Consider the following 21,191-nt stretch of genomic DNA (forward strand, 5'->3'; position numbering starts at 1 on the left):
CGCTCACTGGTCGTGGAGCTCGGACACTGACTCGTCGAGATCGTGCAGCATTGCGGATTGCGCTTCGGTCTGGCTGACGATGTCCGCGACGGCCGTCGTGATGTCGTCAGCCAAGTCGGCGGTCTCGTCGACCATCGCGGCGATCTCCTCGGCGCTTGCGGCTTGCTCGTTGGTGGCGTCGGACACCTGTTCGATGCCCTCGGCGGTGGCCTCGACCGCCGTGACGATCTCCTCGAAGCTCGCCATCGCGTCCTCGACCTGCGCGACGGCGTCCTCGATCCGGTCAGTGGTGGTCACGAGATCGGTCACCGTGTCTGCGGTGTCGCGTTGGATCTCGCTCACCAGCGACTCGATGTGGCCCGCGTTCGACTGTGCGTCCTCGGCGAGGGCTTTGACTTCTTCGGCGACCACCGCGAACCCCTCGCCCTCCTCACCGGCGCGGGCGGCCTCGATGGAGGCGTTCAACGCCAGCATGTTCGTCTGCTCGGCGATGCCCGTGATGACGTCGACGACCTCGTCGATGTCTTCGATGCGGTTCTGGAGGGCTTCGACGTCGCTGGTGACGCTGTCGGCGGCGGTCGCAACGTCGGCCATCATGTCCGCGGCGTCGCTCGCCGCGGCGCTGCCGTCGTCGGCAAGCCGTTCGGCCGTGGCGCTGGTGTCGACGACCTCGTCGGCGGTGGACGCGATCTCCTGGACGGTCGCGCTCAGCGTCTCGACCTCCGTGGCGACGGTGCTCACGTTCGTCGATTGGGCGGTGGACAGCTCGTCGATCTCGGCGGAGGACTCCGAGACGGCCTGGCTCGCGGCTTCGAGTCGTTCCACGTCGTTGTGCACTTCCGTGATGTGGGCGGCGAGGGTGTCCCCGAACTCGGTGAGGGTCCGCCCGATCTGGATGTATTCGTCGTCGAGGAGCGTGTCCTCGGCCGCGATGTCGACTGTCGCGTCGAAGCGGCCGGCGTCGTACGCGTCCAGCGTGTCCACGAGTTCACCGAACAGCGCCTGCAGTTCGCTCTGGTAGCGGGCGGAGCTGGAGCGGTCCTGAACGATCTCGATCACGCCACGGAACTCGCCGGTGTGGTAGACCGGGGTCGCGATGAACCAGAGGTCGGTGTTGCCGGCGACGGTGGTGTCCTCGTAGACGTAGTCGCCGGTGAGCAGCGCGTACGATTCGTCCGCGAGGCCGACCCCGTCGTATTCGTGGTGTGCGTCGATGGGCGTGTCGGCGACCTTGTTGGCGAGCGCGCGCGAGCCGTCGTCGTTGAGTCGCTCCCCGATGTCGGTGACGCCGATGGCGTCTTCGGGGGCGGTCTCCAGCAGCGCCGCGATCTGGTCGTCCCACGCGACAACGGCACCGTCGGCGTCGACAGCGAACGCGGGGACGTCGAGCGTGTTGAGTAGCAGAGGAACAGTAAACGGCGACCCCAGTTCATGTTTGTTTTTAGACATGCAGATAGGTACGGGCTACACCATCATATACATTTATGCTACTCACGCACGCGCGGTCGCTCCCGAGGACTACAGGGAAAGGTGGTTATACAGTCGTTTTTCGCCGTGTGTGTCGAGTATCCGGCGCTGCTGTTGTGCACCTGATACATCATCGTACACGTCTCGGATGCCCGAGACGCCGAGCCGGTCGCACTCGCGATCGACGACAGTCCCCAGGTCAACAGCGCCCTGCGTCTCGCGCGCCACGAACGACGCGTCGTGGCCGTCACGCATCGCCCGCCACTTGTTCGCGTCGAGCAGCTCGCGGCGCAGGCCGGTGACACTGAACGGATCAGGGTGGTCGTCGTACCGCTGGGCGTACTCGGTCACCAGCGCGTGGGCGTACTCCACGAACGCGTCGACCACCGCCGGGTCGGCCTGCGCGTCCGGCGCACGCACCTCCACCGTGCCGTGGCCCGAATGCGGGCGCACGTCGTACCACAGCTCCCCGCGGTCCTCGATGCCGCCGTGTTCGACCATCCGACGCTCGAACGCCTGGAACGCCGCGTACGACTCGAAGGCAGTCGGCAGCCCCGTGTTCGGCAGCCCCTCGAAGATCTTCGCGCGCGCCGACGCCAGCCCCGTGTCGAAGCCGTTCCAGTACGGCGAGTTCGCCGACAGCGCCAACAGCACGGGCATATGCCACCGCATCCGGTTGGACACCCACACAGCCTTATCGGGGTCGTCGACGCCCACGTGGATGTGCAGCCCGGCGGTCGTGTTCCGGTGTTGTGGGTACTGGATGCGATCGAGCTGAGACCGATACCGTGGTTTCTCGGCGTGCTCGTGTTCGCGCCACCGCGCGCCCGGGTGGAGGCCAGCACCGGCGATCCGGAGCCCGTGCTCGCTGGCGTACGCGACCAGCGCGGCCCGCACCTCACGGATCGCCGCCGGGGCCTCGGCCACCCCGTCGAGCGTCGGCGTCTGGGTCTCCACCACGAACTTGAACAGCTCGTGGTCGAGGCGGCCCGCGATCGGTTCCGGCGGCTCCCCCTCGTAGACTAGTTCGTCGCTGCCCGCAGTGGGCACGCCGTGCTCGTCGACCACGAAGAACTCCTCTTCGACGCCCAGCGTGCCCGACTCCGAGAATGCCTCCGGCGAACCCACGTCCATGCTGACCCGAGCTATCAGTTCGAACGCGTAAATAGTTCTGGAACCGGCGGGTGGCCCCGACTACAGGCGTTTCCGCATCGCGACGTGCTCGATGCCGGCCTCCATGAACGGCTCGCCCTCGCGGTGGTAGCCACGCGTCGCGTAGAACTCCGCGACCCGCGACTGCGCGTGCAGATACAGTTCCGCGAAGCGCTCGCGGGCGGCGTCCTCGACGGCGTCCATGACCGTCGCGCCGACACCATTGCCGCGCCGTGACGCCCGAACGGCGACCCGCTCGACTTTCCCCACGGACCCCTCGTACGCCCGGAGGCGCGCGGCCGCCACCGCCCGCGTGGCGTCCTGGCTGCCGGTCATCGTGTCGTAGGCCACGAAATGCGTCGCCGTGTCGTCGTGGTCGTCGACCTCCATGTCCGCCGGCACGCCCTGCTCGTCGACGAACACCGCGAACCGAACGCGCAAGGCGTCCTCGTACTCCTCGGTGGTTGTCGCCCGGATGACGCGCATACCACACGCCACCACCGCGACGCCCAAACGCCTACTGGTCGCTGCAATCCAGCACGGCCGTCGTCGTCACTCCAGGGCCTCGGCGTACTCGTAGTCGGCCGGGTACGCCGTCGGGGTCGCGTCGTCGAGGGTGATCCCCCACCCGGAGAGCGCCGACGGGTCGGCGCGCGCCGCCTGGATGACCCGCCGGATCTCGCCGACATCGACGCCGTAGTAATCCGCGGGGATGTCACCGAGATACTGCACGGCGGTGCGGAACAGGCTCCGCATGCCGTCGTCGTTCTCGAAGTCCACGTGTTTGTACGCGCCCGCGGCCACCTGGACCATCCCGTGGAGGAACGCCGACTCGTCGGTGCCGCTGCCGTAGTTGTACCACTCGACTTCGAAGCAGTCGTGGGCCTCGTGGTAGTCGCCGCTGTTGAACAGCCGAACGCCGTGCTCGACAGCGCGCCGGAGTGTGGCGTGCTCCCAAACCCGACGGTCGGTCAACCAGCCGGTGGGATCGCCGAGCGGCGGCGCGACACCCGGCGCACGGGTGTGGTCGTCCATACCGGCGCGTACTGTGGCCGGACACGTAATCCCGTCGGCGTGGTCAGCGCTCGGCCGGCGCGAACTCGACGAGCGTGAGGTCCCGATCCAGCGCGCAGTGATCGTGGGGTGGCTCGCCGTCGATCTCCGCGATCTGGTATTCGGTGTCGAACGACGCGCCGGCGGGCTCGCAGAACTCGTGACTGGGGCACTCCGTGTGGGGGCATGGGCCCGCGAGCTTGCCCTTGCTGCCGGCGTACGCGCCCTTCGACGGCACGGTTGCGGGGATCGTCGTCGGCTCGACGTCGACCGCGACCGCGCCCTCGTCGTGGACCGCACAGTCAAGCACTTGGCCGCCCTCGCGGACGTCCGTGACCTCGTATCGCACCCCCTCGGTGAGGTTGAGACACTGCTGGCGGTACGGGCACCCCTCGCAGTCATCGGCCGGCCCGTGGTAGACGAACTCGGTGCCGGGGTCGGCGAGCCGCGGCCCGAGCAGCGTGATCGGCATGCTCGGGCGTTTGCTGTCCGCGTGGTTAAACGTCTCGGCCCGTGAGTTCGTCGAGGCGCGCGAGGTACGCCTCCCGGGGCTGCTGGTACGCGCTCCGGTAGTCGATCTCGCCGGCCGCGAACTCGGCGGCCAGCTCCAGCACCGTCTCGACGGCTGCGGTCCGGGACGCGGCGTGTGTGTCGGCGTGTTTCACGCGCACCCCGGGCTCCAACAGCAGCGACACCCACCATCCGTCGGTGTCGGTGCCCGAGCGGCGCTTGCGCTGCGTGGGGGGCCGCTGGAGGAGTTTGAGCGTCGGCATGCAGGGGGCCGGATACGACTCGCTGTCGAAGACGTCGGGGCGGTAGACAACGACGTCGCCGGCGGTCGCGTCCTCGGTCCACACCGTCCAGTCAGCGTGCAGGGTGCCGTACCCGCTCATGTGTGCCGTGTGGGTGGCGGGCGGCTAATCCCTACCGGTCGGCGCGTGAAAGTGAAGCCACCCCCGTGCGATCCCGGATCGCGCGCTGCCGACACTCCACCGGCGATGACTCGCCGGATGCGCTGTCTCGGAGCGGCGTTTCACTTTCACTCCGCAGGGGTGGTCAGCCGTCCGCCATCGATTCGGCGGGCTCGGCGTCGTCGTCCACGGAGTCGACCGCCAGCCACTCCTCTGCCCAACACTCGATGGCGTCGAACACCGGGAACAGCGATTCCCCCTTCGCCGTCAACGAGTAGTAGGTGGCGACCGGGGACGCCTCCTCCAGACGACGGTTCACGAACCCCAGCTCCTGGAGGTCATCCAACACCCGCGAGAGCGTCCGCGAGCTGGCGTCCGTCGAGCGTTTCAGCTCGTTGAACCGCTTCTCGCCGTCCTGGAGGTCGTGTAACACGATGAGCCGCCACTGGCTGCCGATCTGTTCCAGGGAGTCGATCACGTGACACGCGGCGTCGCTGTACCGGTCGTCCTCGTCGCTCATCACCCGTCGTATCGTGGCCACGCACATAGTGGTTCTGCAACACACCAGGTTACCAGAAGAAACCAGCCACGTTGTGGAACCGGCGGCGGGACGCTCCCGGCCCACCGTGTGGTGGACCTGTAGGCTTACCTGCCGGCAGCCCCTAGGCACGGGTTGGCAATGGCTCCACGAGACACCGACGCCGACGACACCGACTGGGCGGCGACACTCACCGACGACCAGTACCGAGTGCTCCGCGAGCAGGGCACTGAGCGCCCGTTTTCCGGCGACCACGTCGACCGCGACGAGGACGGCACCTACTCCTGTGTCGGCTGCGACACGACGCTGTTCGACGGGGAGACGAAGTTCGACGCCCACTGCGGGTGGCCGAGCTTCTGGGACGCGGCCGACGACGACGCCATCGAGCGCCGAGAAGACCACAGCAACGGCATGGAACGCACGGAAGTGGTGTGCGCCGAATGCGGCGGCCACCTCGGACACGTGTTCCAAGACGGCCCCGATCCAACGGGCGAGCGATACTGCATCAACTCCGTCGCCCTGGACTTCGAGCCGACGGAGTAGCGCCCGGTCAGTGGTTCCCCTGGATGTCCGTCGACCCACAGCCGGGACACTGTGTCATCTCGCCGAGCGACGGATGGGTGGCCGAGCTCCAGTCGTCTCGGGAAGCGGTGCGTCCACACTGATGGCAGCGAAGCCGGGTGGTTGCCGACATACTCCTGCCTACTGCGCGCAGTACCAAAATAGTTCCCGACAGTTCAACGTCTAGATGTGACCGGCGTCCGCGCCACCCCGCGGCCGCGGCTAAGCGAAATCCGTTTTCCCGTCCGCGACCTACCCGCGCCCAGTGACTGACATCTCCAAGGACCGGTTCCTCGACGCGCTGGAGGGCGTCGGCCGGCCGGTGGCGACGGCCGAACAGATCGCGCGCGAACTCGACTGCACGCAGGCCGCGGCCGCCGACGCCCTGGCCACACTCGCCGCGGACGGCGAGGTCGAACGCGCGAACGTCGAACCCGACCCCGTGGTGTGGTATCCACGGGACTGGCTGGAGCTCACCGACCGGGAGCGCATCGTGCCGTTCCCGGACCGCCGCGAGATCATCGTCGATCAGCCCAGCCAGCTCACGCGCGCCCAGCTCTCGCGGGTCGCACACCTCACGGACACCACCCGAACGGGGAGCTACCGCTACGAGGTGCGCGCCGAAGACGTGTGGGCCGCCCCCTTCGACAGCCTCTCAGACCTCGTGGCAGCCGTCACGGAACTGCTGCCCCGGGACTGCCCGACGCTCGTCGAGTGGGTGCGCGAGCAGTGGACGCGCGCCACCCGGTTCCGGCTGCGCACCCACGACGACGGCTACGTCGTCCTGGAAGCCGCCACCGACAGCCTCCTGGGGAACGTCGCCGAGCAGAAACTCGACGACGACGTGCTCCGCGCCCCGATCTCGGACACGGAAGCGTGGGTCGCCGCCGAGCAGGTCGCGCCCCTCAAGCGCACGCTCTACGAGGCCGGCTACCCCGTCCGCGACGACCGCGACCTCGAATCCGGGGAGCCACTGGCCGTCGACCTCCACCTCGACTTGCGGCCGTACCAGCAGGACTGGGTCGACCGCTTCGAGGACGCCAGCGCCGGCGTGCTCGTCGGGCCGCCCGGCTCGGGCAAAACGGTCGCCGCCATGGGCGCGCTCGAATCCGTCGGCGGCGAAACGCTCGTGCTCGTTCCCAGCCGCGAACTCGCCACGCAGTGGCGCGAGGAGCTGCTGGCGAACACCAGCCTGACCGGCGACCAGATCGGCGAATACCACGGCGGCGAGAAACGCGTCCGCCCGGTCACCATCGCAACCTACCAGACCGCCGGAATGGACCGCCACCGCCACGTCTTCGACGACCGCGAGTGGGGGCTCATCGTCTACGACGAAGTCCATCACATCCCCGCCGAGGTCGCGCGCCGGTCGGCCAGCCTCCAGAGCAAACACCGCCTCGGGCTGACCGCGACGCCGGTCCGGGAGGACGACAAGGAGGCCGACATCTACACGCTCGTTGGTCGCCCCATCGGCACCGACTGGGACGCCCTCTTCGACGCCGGGTTCGTCGCCGAGCCCGAGGTCGAGATCCGGTACGTGCCGTGGCGCGACGACGACGACCGCTACGAGTACGCCGCCGCCAGCGGGCACACCCGCCGCCGGCTCGCCGCCGAAAACCCCGCCAAGGAAGCCGAGATCGAGCACCTCGTCGACCAGCACGCCGACACCCAGGCGTTGGTGTTCGTCGACTACCTGAGCCAGGGCGAGCGCATCGCCGAGCGCCTCGACGCCCCGTTCGTGAACGGCGAAACCCCACACAGCAGGCGCGAAACCCACTTCGATCAGTTCCGCACGGGCGCACTGGACGCCCTCGTGGTGTCCCGCATCGGCGACGAGGGCATCGACCTGCCCGACGCCGAGTTCGCGGTCGTGGCCTCCGGGCTCGGCGGGAGCCGCCGGCAGGGCGCACAGCGCGCCGGCCGCACCATGCGCCCCGGCAGCCAGTCGCTGCTGTTCGTGCTGGCGACCCGCGGCACCGAGGAGGAAGACCACGCCCGCAGCCGGATGCGCCACCTCTCCACGAAGGGCGTCCGCGTGACCGAATCCGACGCCAGCCACTCGCCGTGACCGCCCGCAGCCGTCCGGCTCCGTCGACCGGAACCAGCGGCGTTATGCGTCTCCCCCACCCCAGCGTCGGTGATGACTGAGTTCGCATTCACCGAGACCGTCGACGTGCGCTACCAGGACCACGACACGATGGGGCACGTGAACAACGCGGTCTACGTGACGTACATGGAGCAGGCCCGGTTCGCGTATCTCACCGACGGCATCGGGCGCGCACCCACGGACCTGGACATGGTCGTGGTGAACCTGTCCGTCGATTTCAACCGCCCCGTTGAGTTCGCCGACACGGTCACGGTCGGCGCATCGATCACCCACGTGGGCGACACCAGCTTCACGATGGCCTACGAGGTCCGCGACGACGACGGCGTCGTCGCCACGGGCGAAACCGTCCAGGTCGCCCTCGACCCGGACACCGGTCAGCCGCGGTCGGTGCCCGACGACTGGCGGCGCGCCATCGACGCCATCGAAGCGTAGCTGGCCGGCCCCGCGACGGCAGCGAAAAAACCGACGGCTGTGGGTGGTTATCGGCGACTCGCCAGCAGCGCTGCACCGAACACCGCCAGCACCGCCACGCCGATCCCGAAGCCCGGCACTGGCAGTCCGGTCCCCGCGTCGGTGTCGGCAGGCGGGGTTGTGGTGGTGTCGGTCTCCGCGGTCAGGTCGACGGTCGTCGCGGTCCCGTTCGACGACGCCATGGTCGCCGTCACGTCGGCGTTCACCACGGACGCGTTGAAGTACCCGTACTCGCGGCCGGCAACCGAGTAGTGGCCGTACACGTCGATGTCACCGTCGCCGTCGGCGGCGAGCGTTCTGAGGCTGCTGTCCGGGAACACCACCGAAACGGTGCCGTTGTCGGACACGGTGGTGCGGGTGGCGTTCACCCGCTCGCCGACCGCGTTCAGCGCGTAAAACGCCTGCGTGTCGACGGTCGCGTTGGTCGACGGCATGGCGAACGACACCGCCGCGTCGCCGGCACCGTCGAGGGAGACGGTCCCGGCGTCGGCGGTGGCGTCGACGCGCCGGATGCGGTCGGTGTCGGCCGGCGAAACGGTGCCCTGGGCGTCGATGTAGTCGAACAGCACCGTGCCGTACAGCGTGTACTCCTCGTTCAGCACGGTCGCGTTGGCCACCGAATCCCAGCCGGCCATATACGAGTTCACGGTGACGTTGTAGGTCGCGTTCGGAGCCACCGGCGTCCCGTTGACTGACACGTCCCGGACCAGGCTGTCGGCGTCCGCGTGGGTCGCCCACTCGTAGGTCACGCCGCTCACCTGGAGTTTCGCCTGGGGGTCGTACGCGCCGTCGTCGCCCACCGTCTCAACCTGGCTTTCGAGCAGCGCCGTCAGCTCGCTGCCGGTCAGCCGCATGGTGACCAGGTGGTTGTTGAACGGCAGCATGTTGTAGACGTTCCCGGCGGTCACGTTGCCCGGGCCGTACTGGCTGTTCGACCGGATCCCGCCGGCGTTCGTGGCCGCAACGTCAGCGCCGGTTTTCGCGCGGAACGCGTCGGTCACGAGGTTCCCGAGCGCCGTCTCGTCGTGGTAGTTGGACGCGAACCGCGCGTCGAGCGTGGTTTCGGTCCGCCCCGCAACCCGGGCGAGCTCCTCGCCGCGCGCGTCCTCGATGAGCGTGCTCACGGTCTCGTTGTGGGTTGCGTTCTGCGTGTCGATGAGCCGCCCCTCCCAGTCGGTGACCCCGTCGTCGGAGACGGTGAGGTTGAGCTCGCCGAGGTAGTTCGCGCGGGCCTCGCCTTCGCTGATGACGACCCCGTTGGTCTCCGCGGGTGGGTATTTGATCTCGTCGTCGCCGACCAGCACCGCGTCGACGTTCTCGGTCTCGTTTGCGAGCTGCTTTGCGACCGGCACGCCGAAGTGCCCGAGCACGACCACCACGTCGACGTCCTCCTCGGTCCGCAGTTGGGTGGCGTACTCGCTGCCGGCTGCGGCGTAGTCGCGCAGCTCGTAGCCCTGCTCGGCGAAATCGACCGCCGTCTTGGGCTTGATCTTCTGGTCGGCGAGGCCGATGACGCCGACCCGCACGCCCTGCTTCTCGACGACCGTGTACGGCTCGGTGCCCGGGATCGGATCGCCGGTCTCGCTGTCGACGATGTTCGCCATCAGCCACGGGAACGTCGAGGCCTCGGAGAAGTTCGCCACGGCCTCGAACCCGAAGTCGAGGTCGTGGTTGCCGATGGCCTCGGCGTCGGGGTCGATGACGTTCAGCGTGTCGACGGGCGTCTGCCACTTCGTGAGCGGCGACAGCGAGTGCGGGCTGACCTCGTCGCCGGCGCCGAACACGAACGTCGGGTTGTCGTGGGCGGCCCGGCGCTCGGCGACCAGCGTCGCCAACCGTGGCAGGCTGTCGTTCTCCGCGGCGGCTGTCTGGATGTCGTTGTACGACAGGATCGTCACTGTGGTGTTGTTCGCTTGCGCCGTGGTGGCGTCCGTGGCGACCGGCGGGGCGGTGGTCCCGGTCGCGGCGTCGGTCGACGCCTGGGCTGCGCCCGCCGGCACTACCGCTGCCGACAGCACGCACAGACTCGCCACGAGCAGCGTCATCGCGGTTCGCATGCGTGTTGGGTGTCCCGCACCCGCACATTAAGTGTGATCATTTATCGCCACACATTCCGCGCGATCCCCGCGGACCTATCCGCGGTCGTGCATACGGGACGGCGGTGGAGACCGCAACCGTAAACTCCGCCCCGGACACCGGTAGGGACATGACCTTCCCGGACACCACCGCCGAGCGCGCGTGGACGGCGGCCGTCGGCTGTGTCGTCGTTGCACTCGTCGGCGGGGCAGTCGTGTTCCCGGACACTGTCTACGGCGGGTTCGTGTGGCAGTACTTCTGGGGGCCGGTCGTCGCGGACGCACAGGGCGCACACTGCGCCGCCTGGAACGGCGGTGCCGTCGAGTTGCTCGCGACGAAGGGCGCGTGTGCCAGCGCAGGCGGCCCGGTCGCGTTCCCCGGGTACACGCTGGTCTCGGAGGTCGGATACGCGGCCACGCTGCTCGGGGCGCTTGTGGGCGTGCACTTCCTGCTTGAGCGATTGCGCATCGCGGACAGCCTGGCTCTGGTGTACGCGTTGACCCCGTTCGTGTTGCTCGGTGGCGTGGTCCGCGTCGTCGAGGACGCCAACAACGCCGCCGAGCTGTTCGGCACCACCGGTCAGCCGTTCCTCTCGTACCCCACCAACACGCTCATCATCAGCCCCGTCATCTACGTCGTGATGTTCGCGGTGACGCTCGTGGCGGTCGTGGCCGCCGTCGCCGTCGCCCGCCGGACCGACGCCGTCGAAACGTACCACCGGCCGCTGGCCGGCATCGGGTGTGTGTTGCTGGCCGCGACGCTGCTGGGGCTGGGCGTGCTCGCCGCCAGCCACGACTACATCACGTTCATTCCGGTGTTCACCGTGCTCACGCTGGGCGGTGCGACCGTCATCACGGCCGTCGTCTGGGCGGCCGCGCGGCGCTGGCTGCCCAGCGTGACCAGCGGCACCGAAACCGTCGGCGCGGTCGTGCTGTGGGGCCACGCCATCGACGGCGTCGCGAACGTCGTGGGCCTCGACTGGGGCGCTGAGCTGGGGTATCCGCGCGGCGACCTGATCTCCAAGCACCCGCTGAACGCGTACATCGTGGACGCAACCAACGCCGTGCTGCCGCAGTCGGTCACCCACCTCATCGGCGACACGTGGCCGTTCATCCTCCTCAAGGTCGCGGCGGTCCTGTTCGTGTTGTCCCTGTTCAACGAGGAGCTGCGGGCGGACGCCCCCCGGTACACCACGCTGATGCTCGTCGCCGTGTTGGCGGTGGGCCTCGGCCCCGGCACCCGAGACATGATCCGGGCCACGTTCGGCATCTAGCCTCACCCGGTCACGGGAACGGATGGAACCGGCGGTCGAGGCGCGGCTCGAATCCGAGCGTCGACGGCACGCTGCGGGCGCGCTCACCGAAGCACGGCTCGGAGACGAACAGCGGCTGGGCGGCCGGCACCAGCACGCGCACCGCCTCGAAGCCGGCGGCGTCGACATCCCGGGGTGTGAGGCGCGCGCCGTAGGCGTCCAGGCCGGCGTCGGCAACTGCGTCCAAGACGGCCGCGAGCTCCGACGCCGGGTCGGTCGGCGGGTCCGCCGGCCCCACAGTGTCGACCGGCACGGTCGTGTCGGCGTCGATGAACGCCTCGGCCGCGGGCGGTCGGTCGGCGTACGCGCCGATCGCGCCGGACTCCTGGCTGGCCCGCTCGGGCCCCAACGCGCGCAACTCCATCCAGTTCTGGAGGGCTTCGGCGAGCGCGTCGGCGGCCGCCGCCTCGGCGTTGAGGTCGGCCGCCGACCCCACTGCGAACTGCGGCCACGCCTCCCGGTGGACCGCAACAGCGACCACCGGCACGTCGACGTCCTGGGTGCACAGCAGCGGCGTCACGGACAGCGACTCCGCCCGGGCACGCCTGGCCAACGCGGCGAACGCATCGGCCGGCGTATCGTCGTCGGCGGTGTCCGACGGCAGCGGGACCGCAAGCGCCAGCGGCTCGAACGTCGAATACCACGCCAGCATCGTGGCGTCGCGCTCGATCACCTCGTAGAGCCCCGACAGCAGGGCGTCCGCGCCGGCGGTGCCGAGCCCCAGCCCGGTCGTGATGGGATGGCCGCTGTCCGGGTTCGGTGGCGGGAACACCACGCGGGGCGCGGGCAACAGCGCGTCCGTCCCGGTCTGCAAGTGTTCGCCGCGCACCCACTGGGTTGTGTCACCGGCGGCACCCGACGCCGGCCTCACGAACGCCGACGGCGGGACGGCGGCGTCGTGATCCGGCGTGTGTGTTTCGAACTCGCGGGTCCGGTAGACGCCCGCGCTGTACCGTTCGAGCGCCTCCCCCACCGCGCGCATGTACGCGGCGTTCCAGTCCTGATCGACACCGGCGGCCTGCTGGGCCGCCGTGGCGTCGCTGAACCCGGACGTGTCGGCGCCGTGGGCCAGATAATACGGCGTGGGGAACGACTCCCGCTCCCCCACCTGGGAGACGATCCCGACGCGGTCGTCGACGAGGGGGTCGGCCGCCGCCAGCGCGTCCGCAAGCGGCAGCGACGCCCCGTCGCGGGGCACCGCCGTGTCCCGATCGGCCGGCGCGCACGCGCAGCCAGGTACGGGCGCAACCGTGCGCTCGGCGTGCGGGAGTTCGATCACCGTGCCCAGCGATGCGGTGCCGCGAAGCGCGTCGACCGCGAGCCGGCCGGCGTGCGCGCCCGCCAGCCGGACAGCCGGCCGGTCAGCGGCCGCGTCATCGGCGCGCGACGGCGCCGCTGCCTCGACGCGCTGGCACAAACACTCGAAACACGGTCCCGCTGGGGAGAGCAGTGCAACACCGGCGTCCACGTCGGCAAGCGGGACGCCACCGAGCCCGCCGACTTCCACGGTCACCAGGGGCGTGTCGTGCTGTCGTGCGGTCGCCGCCGTCCCGCGAACCCCCGCAGCGCCCGCGACGCCCACGACCACACCGAGGTCCGCGCCCGCAACCCCGTCGGTGATGGCTGCAGCACAATCGGCGAGCGCACTCTCAACGGCCCCGACCGCCGGCCCATCACCGACCACGGCCACCACCGGGCCGTCGTCGGCACCACCGCGATCAGTCATCCGTCCAGGCCTCTGTTGGCATGCCTGCTGGGAGACGCGGCGACGCCAAAACAATAGGGATTGCGGGAGCGGGTTACGCCAGCATCGACTCCGCGACGTTCGCGAACTCGGGGGCCGGCGCGTCTTCGAGGCGGTCGTCGGCGAGCTTCAGCCGCAGCCGGGGTCGCCCGACGTCGATCGGGACTTTCTCGGTGTCGACCAGGCCGAGATCCTCGAGTTTGGTCTTCGTCCGCGAGAACGTTGCCTTCGACGCGATCCCCACGTCCTCGCCCCACTTGCTGATGTCGTAGAGGAGCTCGCGGTTCTTCGCGGCGACCAGCAGGCTGATCGTGACCTCGTCCAGGCCCTCGCCGTCGCCGCGCGCCGTCTCAAGCGACGCGAGCACGTCGTCGAAGTCGTCGCCGACATCGGCGTTGATGTCGTCGCCCAGCGTCTCCCGGACGCGGTCGATCGCGGGCGTGCGGAGCGCGAACTCGTCGGCGGCCGCCCAGTCGGTGTTTGCGGCATCGTACGCCGTCTCGGCGAGGTCGTCGTCGTCGGTGGCCAGCCCGCCAACGAAGCGCCCGGTTTCGAGCAACGCGATGGCGCGCTCCTCGGTGACGAGCATCGGCGACCGGTTCTCGACGTCGACCGTGCGAAGCGCCAGCGACCCGTCTTCGACGAGGTTCGCGGCGGTGCTCGCCACGATGAAGTCGTCCATGACGTCTTTGAGCGTCCGTTCGTCGGCGAGTACGCGCAGCGTCGGCAGTGGGGTGTCGTAGTCGTTTGCGGCCTCGACGAGCGCCTCGACGGCGTGACGGCTCGGATCCACGACGTAGAGCTCGTCGGGGTCGTCACCGAACACTCCCTCCAGGGTGTCGGCGACAGTTGTACCAAGAAGATTTGCTGTCATCTCTACCCACCGGTATGGTGTGTGGCTATTTAATTTTATCGGACGCATGCGGTGGAAAACGCGGTTTTTCGGATGGTTCAGTCGAAGTCCCCGCAATTCTGTTGGGCAGGACGGACGACCGCCGCAGCCTCGTCGGCCCAGTAGAACTGTCCGTCGAGCACGACCGGGGCGTCCACCCGTGGCAGCGTCCTGGCTAACTCGGTTGCGGACGCGGTGAACGTCACCTGGTTGCCGCCGAGTCGGCGGTTCCCACCGGCCAACAGCGGTGTCGGCGTGCCGCCGCCGTGATTCGCCATGGAGTGATCCGTCCACGCCACCCGGTACTGATCGCCACCGTCGACCGCGTCGACGTGTGCAACGCCGGTCTCGCGGTCGTCAGTCACCGCAAGCGTCTGCGTCCCATCCCCGACCACGGCGTAGTCTTTGCCCATGCGGATCCGGCGCCGTGCCAGTCGGAGCGCCAACGCGATCGGGAACCCAGCCAGCAGCAGCCGGGCGAACGCCGTGCCGACTTTCGCGGCCTGGGCGTCGAGGACCTTCCGCAGCGTGACCGCACCGGCGACACTCCCTCCCTCCACGAGCGCCAATCCCTCGTGGAACGACCCGCACGCGTTCAGGAAAAACGTCTCGACGTTGAGCGCCGGCAGATCCGCGACCGACACGTGGCCGTCGGCACACCGCAGCCCGTCGACCGCGCAGTGGCCGATGTAGTGGACGAACTCGTGGTGGGTGGTGAGCACCTCTGTCAGCTCGGTGCGCGTGAGCCGCTCGTGGAGCGTGACGTCGATCGGGAGGTCCCCGGCGCGCGACTCGTAGATGTCCGCGACTGCGTCGTGCTCGCCGGCCATGTCGCGGTCGTTGAGCACGACCGCCACGGAGATCGCGTCCCGGTCGGCGTCGCGCTGGTATTCGTCGTGGTTGCGGTACGATGCCGGATGTGATTTGAACGCGTCCACGGGGATCCCGTCGGCCAGCCACCCCTGCATGCGACCCGGGCGGTCGACCGGATCGACCATCTCGACGCTCGCCACCGGCCCCGGTGCGCCCCGGTAGAAGTCATCCAGCGACCGCGAAACGAGTTCCTGGCGCTCCAGGCTGGCCGTTTCCGGCGGGAACACCAACGCCAGCCGGTCCAGTAGGTACGGCAGCGTCGTCGCGTGCTCGTAGGTGGGCGCAACGTGCATCCCGAGATGCCAGTCCGGAACCCGGTCGGCGACACGCTCGAAGGGGGTCTCCAGGTACGCGGCGAGCCGGCCGGCCGGCGACGCCGCAGCCAGCCGGGCCGGGTCCAGATCGAGGTCGTCCAGCAACGCCGTCTCGGTCGCGCTCGGGCCGTCAGTGGTCGCCTCCCGAACCAGGCAGTCGAGCCAGAACACCCGCGAAAGCACCGCTGGCACGGCAGTCGGCGGGTCATCGAGCGGCCACACGACACCGTGGTCGGGGGCGCGCAACACTGGGTCGGCGTCCGGCGCGACGGTCACGGTCGCGCCGAGGTAGAACGCCAGCGGCGCGGTCACGAACACCGACCGCAGCGACGACGGCAGGCGCACCTCGATACCGGTCGCTGGGGTTGCGTTCGCGACTGCGTCGGGAATCGAGTAGGTGTCGCCGAACGCGACGGCCGGCGGTCGCTGCCGGTTTGACTGCAGGCTTCGTGCCGGCCCCATGGTCTCGTGGGCGGCCCCAGCGTGCGTGATGCTCGCCGCAACGCCCGCGATCGACCGCGGGACGGTGATGGTGTCGGGTGCCGACTCGGTCACGCGCCGACCGCCCGGCGACTGCCGCTTGGTCACGTACCAGCCCGGTTCGACGCCATCGCATATATTTCTATCGTGGCACAAACAGGACGCCACTGCGTGCGCGCGTGCTCGGTAGACTTATGGCCCGTGCGCCACCCCCTGAGAGTATGGCTTACGACGAGGTTCGGGAGGTCGACCCGGAGGTCGCCGACGCGCTCACCGGCGAGCGCCACCGGCAAAACGACACGCTCGCGATGATCGCCAGCGAGAACCACGTCAGCGAGGCGGTCATGGAAGCCCAATCCAGCGAGCTCACGAACAAGTACGCCGAGGGGTATCCGGGGTCGCGATACTACGGCGGCTGCGAGTACGCCGACGACGTCGAGGAGCTCGCCGTCGCGCGCGCCAAGGAGCTGTTCGGGGCCGACCACGTGAACGTCCAGCCCCACAGCGGGTCGTCGGCGAACATGGGCGTCTACTTCGCCACGCTTGCGCCCGGCGACAAGATCCTCTCGCTGGATCTCACCCACGGCGGCCACCTGAGCCACGGCCACCCCGCGAACTTCGCGGGCCAGCTCTACGAGGTCGAGCAGTACGAGGTCGACGCCGAGACGGGGCGCCTCGACTACGAGGCGCTGCGCGAGCACGCCGACGCGTTCGAGCCGGACATGATCGTCTCCGGGTTCTCGGCGTACCCCCGGGAGGTCGAGTGGGAGCGCATCCAGGCGGCCGCCGACGCCGTCGGCGCGCTGCACACGGCCGACATCGCGCACATCACGGGCCTGGTGGCGGCGGGCGAACACGCCTCCCCGGTCGGCGTCGCGGATTTCGTCACCGGATCGACGCACAAGACCATCCGGGCGGGCCGCGGCGGGATCGTGATGTGCGACGAGGCGTTCGCCGACGACATCGATTCGGCGGTGTTCCCGGGCGCGCAGGGCGGCCCCCTGATGCACAACATCGCCGGGAAGGCCGTGGGGTTCAACGAGGCGCTCGACCCGGCGTTCGAGGAGTACGCCGCGCAGGTCGTGGAGAACGCCGCCGTTCTCGGCGAGCGCCTCCAGGAGCACGGCTTCTCGCTGGTCTCCGGGGGCACCGACACACATCTGGTGCTCGTCGACCTCCGCGAGTCACACCCCGACATCTCCGGCGGGGACGTGGAGGGCGAACTGGAGGACGTCGGCATCGTACTGAACGCGAACACGGTGCCCGACGAGACGCGGTCGGCGTTCGACCCCTCCGGGATCCGCATCGGCACGCCGGCGCTCACGACCCGTGGCTTCGACGCCGACGCGATGGAGACGGTTGCGGACTGCATCGCGCGCGTCATCGACAACCTCGGCGACGAGTCGGTGTACGCCGATGTCGCCGACACCGTTGCGGACCTCTGCGAGCGGTACCCGCAGTACGAGTGACCTGACTGCGGGCGCTGTTCTCGCCACGTACGCTGCGAGCCGGCGACCGCCGACGCGAATCTGATGCACGCCCCACCCGGATAATGCATGTTTGTGGATACAAGTAATCTGGAAAACACCAGTTTATGCATACACCGCCATATTCAAGGGCGGCCGCCGCGGACGGAGACGCATGACCGAGATCATCGACGGCGACGCCGTCGCCGCGCAACTGCGCGCGGACCTCACCGGGGCCGTCGAGACACTCGAAACCGCGGGTGTCACGCCACGGCTGGCGACCGTACTGATGAACGACAAGCAGGCCAGCGAGACGTACGTCTCGATGAAACAACAGGACTGCGAGGAGGTCGGGATCGCCGCCGAGGACGTCCGCATCGACCCCGAAGCGTCCGCCGACACGCTGTTCGACACCGTCGCCGAGTTGAACGCCCGGGAAGACGTCCACGGCATCCTCGTCCAGGACCCGACCCCCGATCACGTCCCGGACGAGCGCGTGCTCTCCGCGGTCGACCCCGCGAAGGACGTCGACGGCTTCCACCCGGAGAACGTCGGGAAGCTGGTCGGCGGCACCCCGCGCTTCAAGCCCTGTACGCCCCACGGCGTCCAGAAGCTCCTCGCACACCAGGGCGTTGACCCCGACGGCGCGGAGGTCGTTGTCGTCGGCCGGTCGAACATCGTCGGGAAGCCGCTGGCGAACCTCCTCGCACAGAAGGCCGCCGGCGGCAACGCCACCGTGACGATCTGCCACAGCCACACCGACGACCTCCCCGCGCACACCCGGCGAGCTGACGTCGTGGTCGCGGCCTGCGGGGTTCCCGAGCTGATCGACGGCGACATGCTCTCCGGAGACCCGGTCGTCATCGACGTTGGCATCAACCGCGTCGACGCGGACACCGAGAAGGGCTACGAACTCGTCGGCGACGTGGACTACGACTCGGCGGCGGAGGCCGCCAGCGACATCACACCGGTCCCTGGGGGCGTCGGCCCGATGACGCGGGCGATGTTGCTGTACAACACCCTGGCGGCCGCCAGCGAGCAGACCGGCGTTGCGGTCGCGCTCCCCTGACCGCCAGCGGCCGCGACCGGACTGTTCTCGGTTGTCACCCCAGCGCGTTCAATCGTGTCCGGGCGCGCTCGATCCCCGCTTCGTCGCCGCGGAGCGCGTCCCCGATCGCCCGCACCGCCGCCACGAGGCGGGCGCTGTCCTGGGGGTCCACCTCGCCGTCGAGGGCGTCCACTCGACGACCGTGCTCTCGCGCGCGCTCCAGGAGGTCGCGCTCGGGCATCGGCACGTCGCCACCACAGTACGCCCGAACGTCCGTCCGGTAGGCGTCGACGGCCGCCGCAGCCGCCAGCCCCCGAGGCCCCCGCAGCGACGCCGGCACCGCGGCAGGTGTGGGTCGGTCACCGTCGGCAGCCCCGTGCAGCAACGCAACCACGTGGCGCTGTTCGTCGTCGTTAATCGCGTGTTGGCCCGCGAGCACCACCCCGACGCGCCACAGCTCCGCGGCGGCGAGGTAGGTGTCGTCGAGGTCCAGGAGGGTGCCGCCGGAGACGAACCCGCGGGACCGACAGTACTCGCGGCACGCCTCCGTCGCGGGTTCGAGGGCGTCGAGCACGTCCTCGGAGCCCGCACGCTGGGCCGCGGTCAGGTCGAGGGCGTCGGCGGTATCGGTGTGCGTCTCGCGCTCGCCGACGCCGACGCTCCGGCGACTCCCGCAGCTCGGGCACTCGACGCTCCCGGTCTCGAAATACGACCAGCGCGTCCCACACGACTTACACTCGCGCTCGCCGCGCACGTCCATACTCCGGCGTTGGCCGGGTGGCGGGATAACTCCGGTGGCTCGGCGTCTGACAGACCACCGACCTATTTCCTGCGGCGTCGGGAACCCCGGCATATGCCATCACGTGACCCCGAAGCGACGGCCACCGAGTTCGCCGCCCGATTCGCGGCCGAGGACGCGGCCACCGCCACCGAGGCCGCCGCACTGCTCTCCGAGACCGGACGCGAGGCGGTCCTCGACGCGTTCTCAGCGGGCCTCCAGTTCGGCGAGCTGGACGCCGGAGACGCCCTCGAAGAGTTCCGGTACGGGCTGTACGGCCAGTACGGCGAGGCCGAGGGCGTTGGCGACGTGACCGTCGGCGTCGGCGACGAGGTGTCCGTCGAACTGGTGCTCCCGACGGACGACGCCGAACAGCTACGGGACTCGCGTTCCGACGCGCTGACTGCCCGCGAGTCGTTCATGAACACGGCGGGCGTGCGGCGGCCCGACGGCGGTTACGTCGTCGAGCGCCGGGGCGCGGACTCCGCCGGGAACCGCAAGGTCTTCGAGAGCTTCGACGCGCTCCGGGGGCGCTGCCGGCGGCTTCCCGAGACGTTCACCGCCGAGGACCGCTCGGCCACGGGGCTGACGGCCGGCCGCCGACACATGGTGCTGTGGCACCTCGTCGAACACCCGGCGTTCCCGGTGGCGCTGGCGAGCCGCCAGCCGCTGACCGCCGAGAAGACGGCAACGGAGGTGGCCGAGCCGTAGTCTTTTGCCCGGCGCGGGCAACCGTGCCCCATGACGTTCTCTATCGTCGCGCGGGACCCCGAGACCGACGCGGTCGGCGTCGCCGTCCAGTCGAAGTTCGTGGCCGTCGGTTCCGTCGTCCCGTTCGCGAGCGCGGACGCCGGTGCCATCGCCACCCAGAGCCTCGCGAACGTCGCGTACGGCTCCGATGGGCTTGACCTGCTGCGGGCGGGACACTCGGCCGACGAGGTCGTCGCGGAACTGACGAGCGCTGACGACGAGGCCCCACAGCGGCAGGTGGGGGTCGTCGGCCAGGACGGCTCCGTGGCGGCGTTCACGGGCGCGGAGTGCGTCGACCACGCCAGCGACCGGCAGGGCGACCACTACACCGCCCAGGGGAACATCCTGGCGAACCGGGCGACGGTCGACGCGATGGCCGACACGTTCGAGGACACCGACGGCGGGCTGCCCGAGCGGCTGCTGGCGGCGCTCCACGCCGGCAACGACGCGGGCGGCGACCAGCGTGGCGAGCAGGGCGCGGCCCTGTACGTCGCCAAGCCCGGGGGTGGCTACGACGGCGGAAACGACCGCTGGATCGACGTGCGCGTCGACGACCACGACCACCCCATCGACGAGCTCGAACGGGTGTTCCACATCTACGACATCACGCTGCTGGAGCGTGTCGCCCCCACTGAGTACCGCGAACTCGCGGGTGACACCGCCGAGTCGGTGCTGGCGGCGCTGTCCGAGCTGGGGTTCTACGACGGCGCTCCTGGCCGCGCGTTCGGGGACGCCGAGCGCGACGCGCTGGCGGCGTTCCAGGCGGTGAACAACTTCGAGAACCACGATCTGGATGCCTTAGAGGACGCACTCGCACGCGGCTGGGCGGACGCCGCCGGCGAGGGCGAGGACCGCCTGGTGAACGCCATCTGGCAGGGGATCTCGCGGCTGGACCGCACGTAGCGGGTGGCCGGGCCCTCGGAGGGGGCGTTTCTTACTGCTGGAGTTGCTACCGGGTGGCATGCGCGACGAGGAGGAGATCCGCGAGCAGTACGAGTTCTTGGTCGAGGAGTTGGAGTCAGAGGAGATGAGCCACGAAGGCATCCGGGAGATGTTCACGTACTACCGCCGGGCGCTCGGATGGGCGCTCGAAGAGGAACACATGTAACCACCGTATCACCACCGCCAGGAACAGATTTATGATGGTCGGTCACTTCGGATTAGGTGACGCTTCGCTTGGAGGGCCGAAGCGTCAGCG

General features: G+C 69.5%; 21 protein-coding genes. 9 read left to right on the forward strand and 12 right to left on the reverse strand.

Features of this window, described 5'->3' with window-relative positions; all coding sequences use genetic code 11:
- Positions 1 to 3 precede the first annotated feature (3 nt).
- From JRZ79_RS18600 to JRZ79_RS18630, 7 genes are all read right to left on the reverse strand, one after another.
- On the reverse strand, positions 4 to 1,449 hold the full coding sequence (locus tag JRZ79_RS18600; protein ID WP_205251933.1) for a methyl-accepting chemotaxis protein: 1,446 nt from the start codon (positions 1,447 to 1,449) through the stop codon (positions 4 to 6).
- A gap of 69 nt (positions 1,450 to 1,518) precedes the next feature.
- Positions 1,519 to 2,601 (reverse strand): glutamate--cysteine ligase, encoded by a 1,083-nt coding sequence (locus tag JRZ79_RS18605; protein WP_205251934.1) that lies wholly within the window; start codon positions 2,599 to 2,601, stop codon positions 1,519 to 1,521.
- 60 nt (positions 2,602 to 2,661) lie between these two features.
- Complete coding sequence (locus tag JRZ79_RS18610; protein ID WP_010903016.1) at positions 2,662 to 3,105, reverse strand: GNAT family N-acetyltransferase; 444 nt, start codon at positions 3,103 to 3,105, stop codon at positions 2,662 to 2,664.
- A gap of 66 nt (positions 3,106 to 3,171) precedes the next feature.
- Complete coding sequence (locus JRZ79_RS18615; protein ID WP_010903017.1) at positions 3,172 to 3,654, reverse strand: DUF309 domain-containing protein; 483 nt, start codon at positions 3,652 to 3,654, stop codon at positions 3,172 to 3,174.
- A gap of 43 nt (positions 3,655 to 3,697) precedes the next feature.
- Positions 3,698 to 4,144, reverse strand: a complete 447-nt coding sequence (locus JRZ79_RS18620; RefSeq protein ID WP_010903018.1) for a UPF0179 family protein — start codon at positions 4,142 to 4,144, stop codon at positions 3,698 to 3,700.
- Positions 4,145 to 4,169: 25 nt separating this feature from the next.
- On the reverse strand, positions 4,170 to 4,565 hold the full coding sequence (locus JRZ79_RS18625; protein ID WP_010903019.1) for a DUF5820 family protein: 396 nt from the start codon (positions 4,563 to 4,565) through the stop codon (positions 4,170 to 4,172).
- 163 nt (positions 4,566 to 4,728) lie between these two features.
- Entirely contained in the window at positions 4,729 to 5,103 is a 375-nt protein-coding gene (locus tag JRZ79_RS18630; RefSeq protein ID WP_010903020.1) for a helix-turn-helix domain-containing protein, read from the reverse strand.
- Between the two features lie 159 nt (positions 5,104 to 5,262).
- On the opposite strand from JRZ79_RS18630, the gene msrB reads away from it, so the two are divergent.
- The 3 genes from msrB to JRZ79_RS18645 all read left to right on the forward strand — a co-directional run bounded on the left by msrB (position 5,263) and on the right by JRZ79_RS18645 (position 8,221).
- Entirely contained in the window at positions 5,263 to 5,664 is a 402-nt protein-coding gene (msrB, locus tag JRZ79_RS18635; RefSeq protein WP_010903021.1) for a peptide-methionine (R)-S-oxide reductase MsrB, read from the forward strand.
- Positions 5,665 to 5,947: 283 nt separating this feature from the next.
- Positions 5,948 to 7,750 (forward strand): DEAD/DEAH box helicase, encoded by a 1,803-nt coding sequence (locus JRZ79_RS18640; RefSeq protein ID WP_205251935.1) that lies wholly within the window; start codon positions 5,948 to 5,950, stop codon positions 7,748 to 7,750.
- Between the two features lie 72 nt (positions 7,751 to 7,822).
- Positions 7,823 to 8,221 (forward strand): thioesterase family protein, encoded by a 399-nt coding sequence (locus tag JRZ79_RS18645; RefSeq protein WP_010903023.1) that lies wholly within the window; start codon positions 7,823 to 7,825, stop codon positions 8,219 to 8,221.
- A gap of 47 nt (positions 8,222 to 8,268) precedes the next feature.
- Here JRZ79_RS18645 and JRZ79_RS18650 read toward each other — a convergent pair whose 3' ends face one another.
- On the reverse strand, positions 8,269 to 10,317 hold the full coding sequence (locus JRZ79_RS18650) for a 5'-nucleotidase C-terminal domain-containing protein (protein WP_205251936.1): 2,049 nt from the start codon (positions 10,315 to 10,317) through the stop codon (positions 8,269 to 8,271).
- Positions 10,318 to 10,466: 149 nt separating this feature from the next.
- Here JRZ79_RS18650 and JRZ79_RS18655 point away from each other — a divergent pair, with 149 nt between their 5' ends.
- Positions 10,467 to 11,609, forward strand: coding sequence for a DUF63 family protein (locus JRZ79_RS18655; RefSeq protein WP_205251937.1), 1,143 nt, complete (start codon positions 10,467 to 10,469; stop codon positions 11,607 to 11,609).
- 10 nt (positions 11,610 to 11,619) lie between these two features.
- Here JRZ79_RS18655 and JRZ79_RS18660 read toward each other — a convergent pair whose 3' ends face one another.
- The 3 genes from JRZ79_RS18660 to JRZ79_RS18670 form a co-directional block, all read right to left on the reverse strand.
- Positions 11,620 to 13,374, reverse strand: coding sequence for a YcaO-like family protein (locus tag JRZ79_RS18660; RefSeq protein ID WP_205251938.1), 1,755 nt, complete (start codon positions 13,372 to 13,374; stop codon positions 11,620 to 11,622).
- Between the two features lie 73 nt (positions 13,375 to 13,447).
- On the reverse strand, positions 13,448 to 14,266 hold the full coding sequence (locus JRZ79_RS18665; RefSeq protein WP_012289323.1) for a DUF5821 family protein: 819 nt from the start codon (positions 14,264 to 14,266) through the stop codon (positions 13,448 to 13,450).
- 77 nt (positions 14,267 to 14,343) lie between these two features.
- Positions 14,344 to 16,059 (reverse strand): CHAT domain-containing protein, encoded by a 1,716-nt coding sequence (locus tag JRZ79_RS18670; protein WP_205250790.1) that lies wholly within the window; start codon positions 16,057 to 16,059, stop codon positions 14,344 to 14,346.
- A 113-nt stretch (positions 16,060 to 16,172) separates the two neighbouring features.
- Here JRZ79_RS18670 and glyA point away from each other — a divergent pair, with 113 nt between their 5' ends.
- Together glyA and JRZ79_RS18680 are read left to right on the forward strand one after the other, a co-directional pair.
- The gene (gene glyA / locus JRZ79_RS18675) at positions 16,173 to 17,420 is read left to right on the forward strand and encodes a serine hydroxymethyltransferase (protein WP_205251939.1); all 1,248 of its coding nucleotides are present in this window, start codon (positions 16,173 to 16,175) and stop codon (positions 17,418 to 17,420) included.
- A 172-nt stretch (positions 17,421 to 17,592) separates the two neighbouring features.
- On the forward strand, positions 17,593 to 18,486 hold the full coding sequence (locus JRZ79_RS18680; RefSeq protein ID WP_205251940.1) for a tetrahydrofolate dehydrogenase/cyclohydrolase catalytic domain-containing protein: 894 nt from the start codon (positions 17,593 to 17,595) through the stop codon (positions 18,484 to 18,486).
- Positions 18,487 to 18,520: 34 nt separating this feature from the next.
- Here the strand turns inward: JRZ79_RS18680 and JRZ79_RS18685 are convergent, their stop codons facing one another.
- On the reverse strand, positions 18,521 to 19,225 hold the full coding sequence (locus JRZ79_RS18685; protein ID WP_205251941.1) for a TFIIB-type zinc ribbon-containing protein: 705 nt from the start codon (positions 19,223 to 19,225) through the stop codon (positions 18,521 to 18,523).
- A 93-nt stretch (positions 19,226 to 19,318) separates the two neighbouring features.
- Here JRZ79_RS18685 and JRZ79_RS18690 point away from each other — a divergent pair, with 93 nt between their 5' ends.
- From JRZ79_RS18690 to JRZ79_RS18700, 3 genes are read left to right on the forward strand one after another with little or no spacing between them, the layout of a single operon-like run.
- Positions 19,319 to 19,954: a hypothetical protein gene (locus tag JRZ79_RS18690; RefSeq protein ID WP_231546276.1), complete on the forward strand. Its 636-nt coding sequence runs from the start codon at positions 19,319 to 19,321 to the stop codon at positions 19,952 to 19,954.
- 30 nt (positions 19,955 to 19,984) lie between these two features.
- Positions 19,985 to 20,896 (forward strand): DUF1028 domain-containing protein, encoded by a 912-nt coding sequence (locus JRZ79_RS18695; RefSeq protein ID WP_205251942.1) that lies wholly within the window; start codon positions 19,985 to 19,987, stop codon positions 20,894 to 20,896.
- A 58-nt stretch (positions 20,897 to 20,954) separates the two neighbouring features.
- Positions 20,955 to 21,101, forward strand: coding sequence for a hypothetical protein (locus tag JRZ79_RS18700; RefSeq protein WP_010903035.1), 147 nt, complete (start codon positions 20,955 to 20,957; stop codon positions 21,099 to 21,101).
- Positions 21,102 to 21,191: the final 90 nt, after the last annotated feature.

It is taken from the genome of Halobacterium sp. BOL4-2, from assembly GCF_016917835.2.
In the GTDB taxonomy this organism is placed as follows: Archaea; Halobacteriota; Halobacteria; order Halobacteriales; family Halobacteriaceae; genus Halobacterium; species Halobacterium salinarum.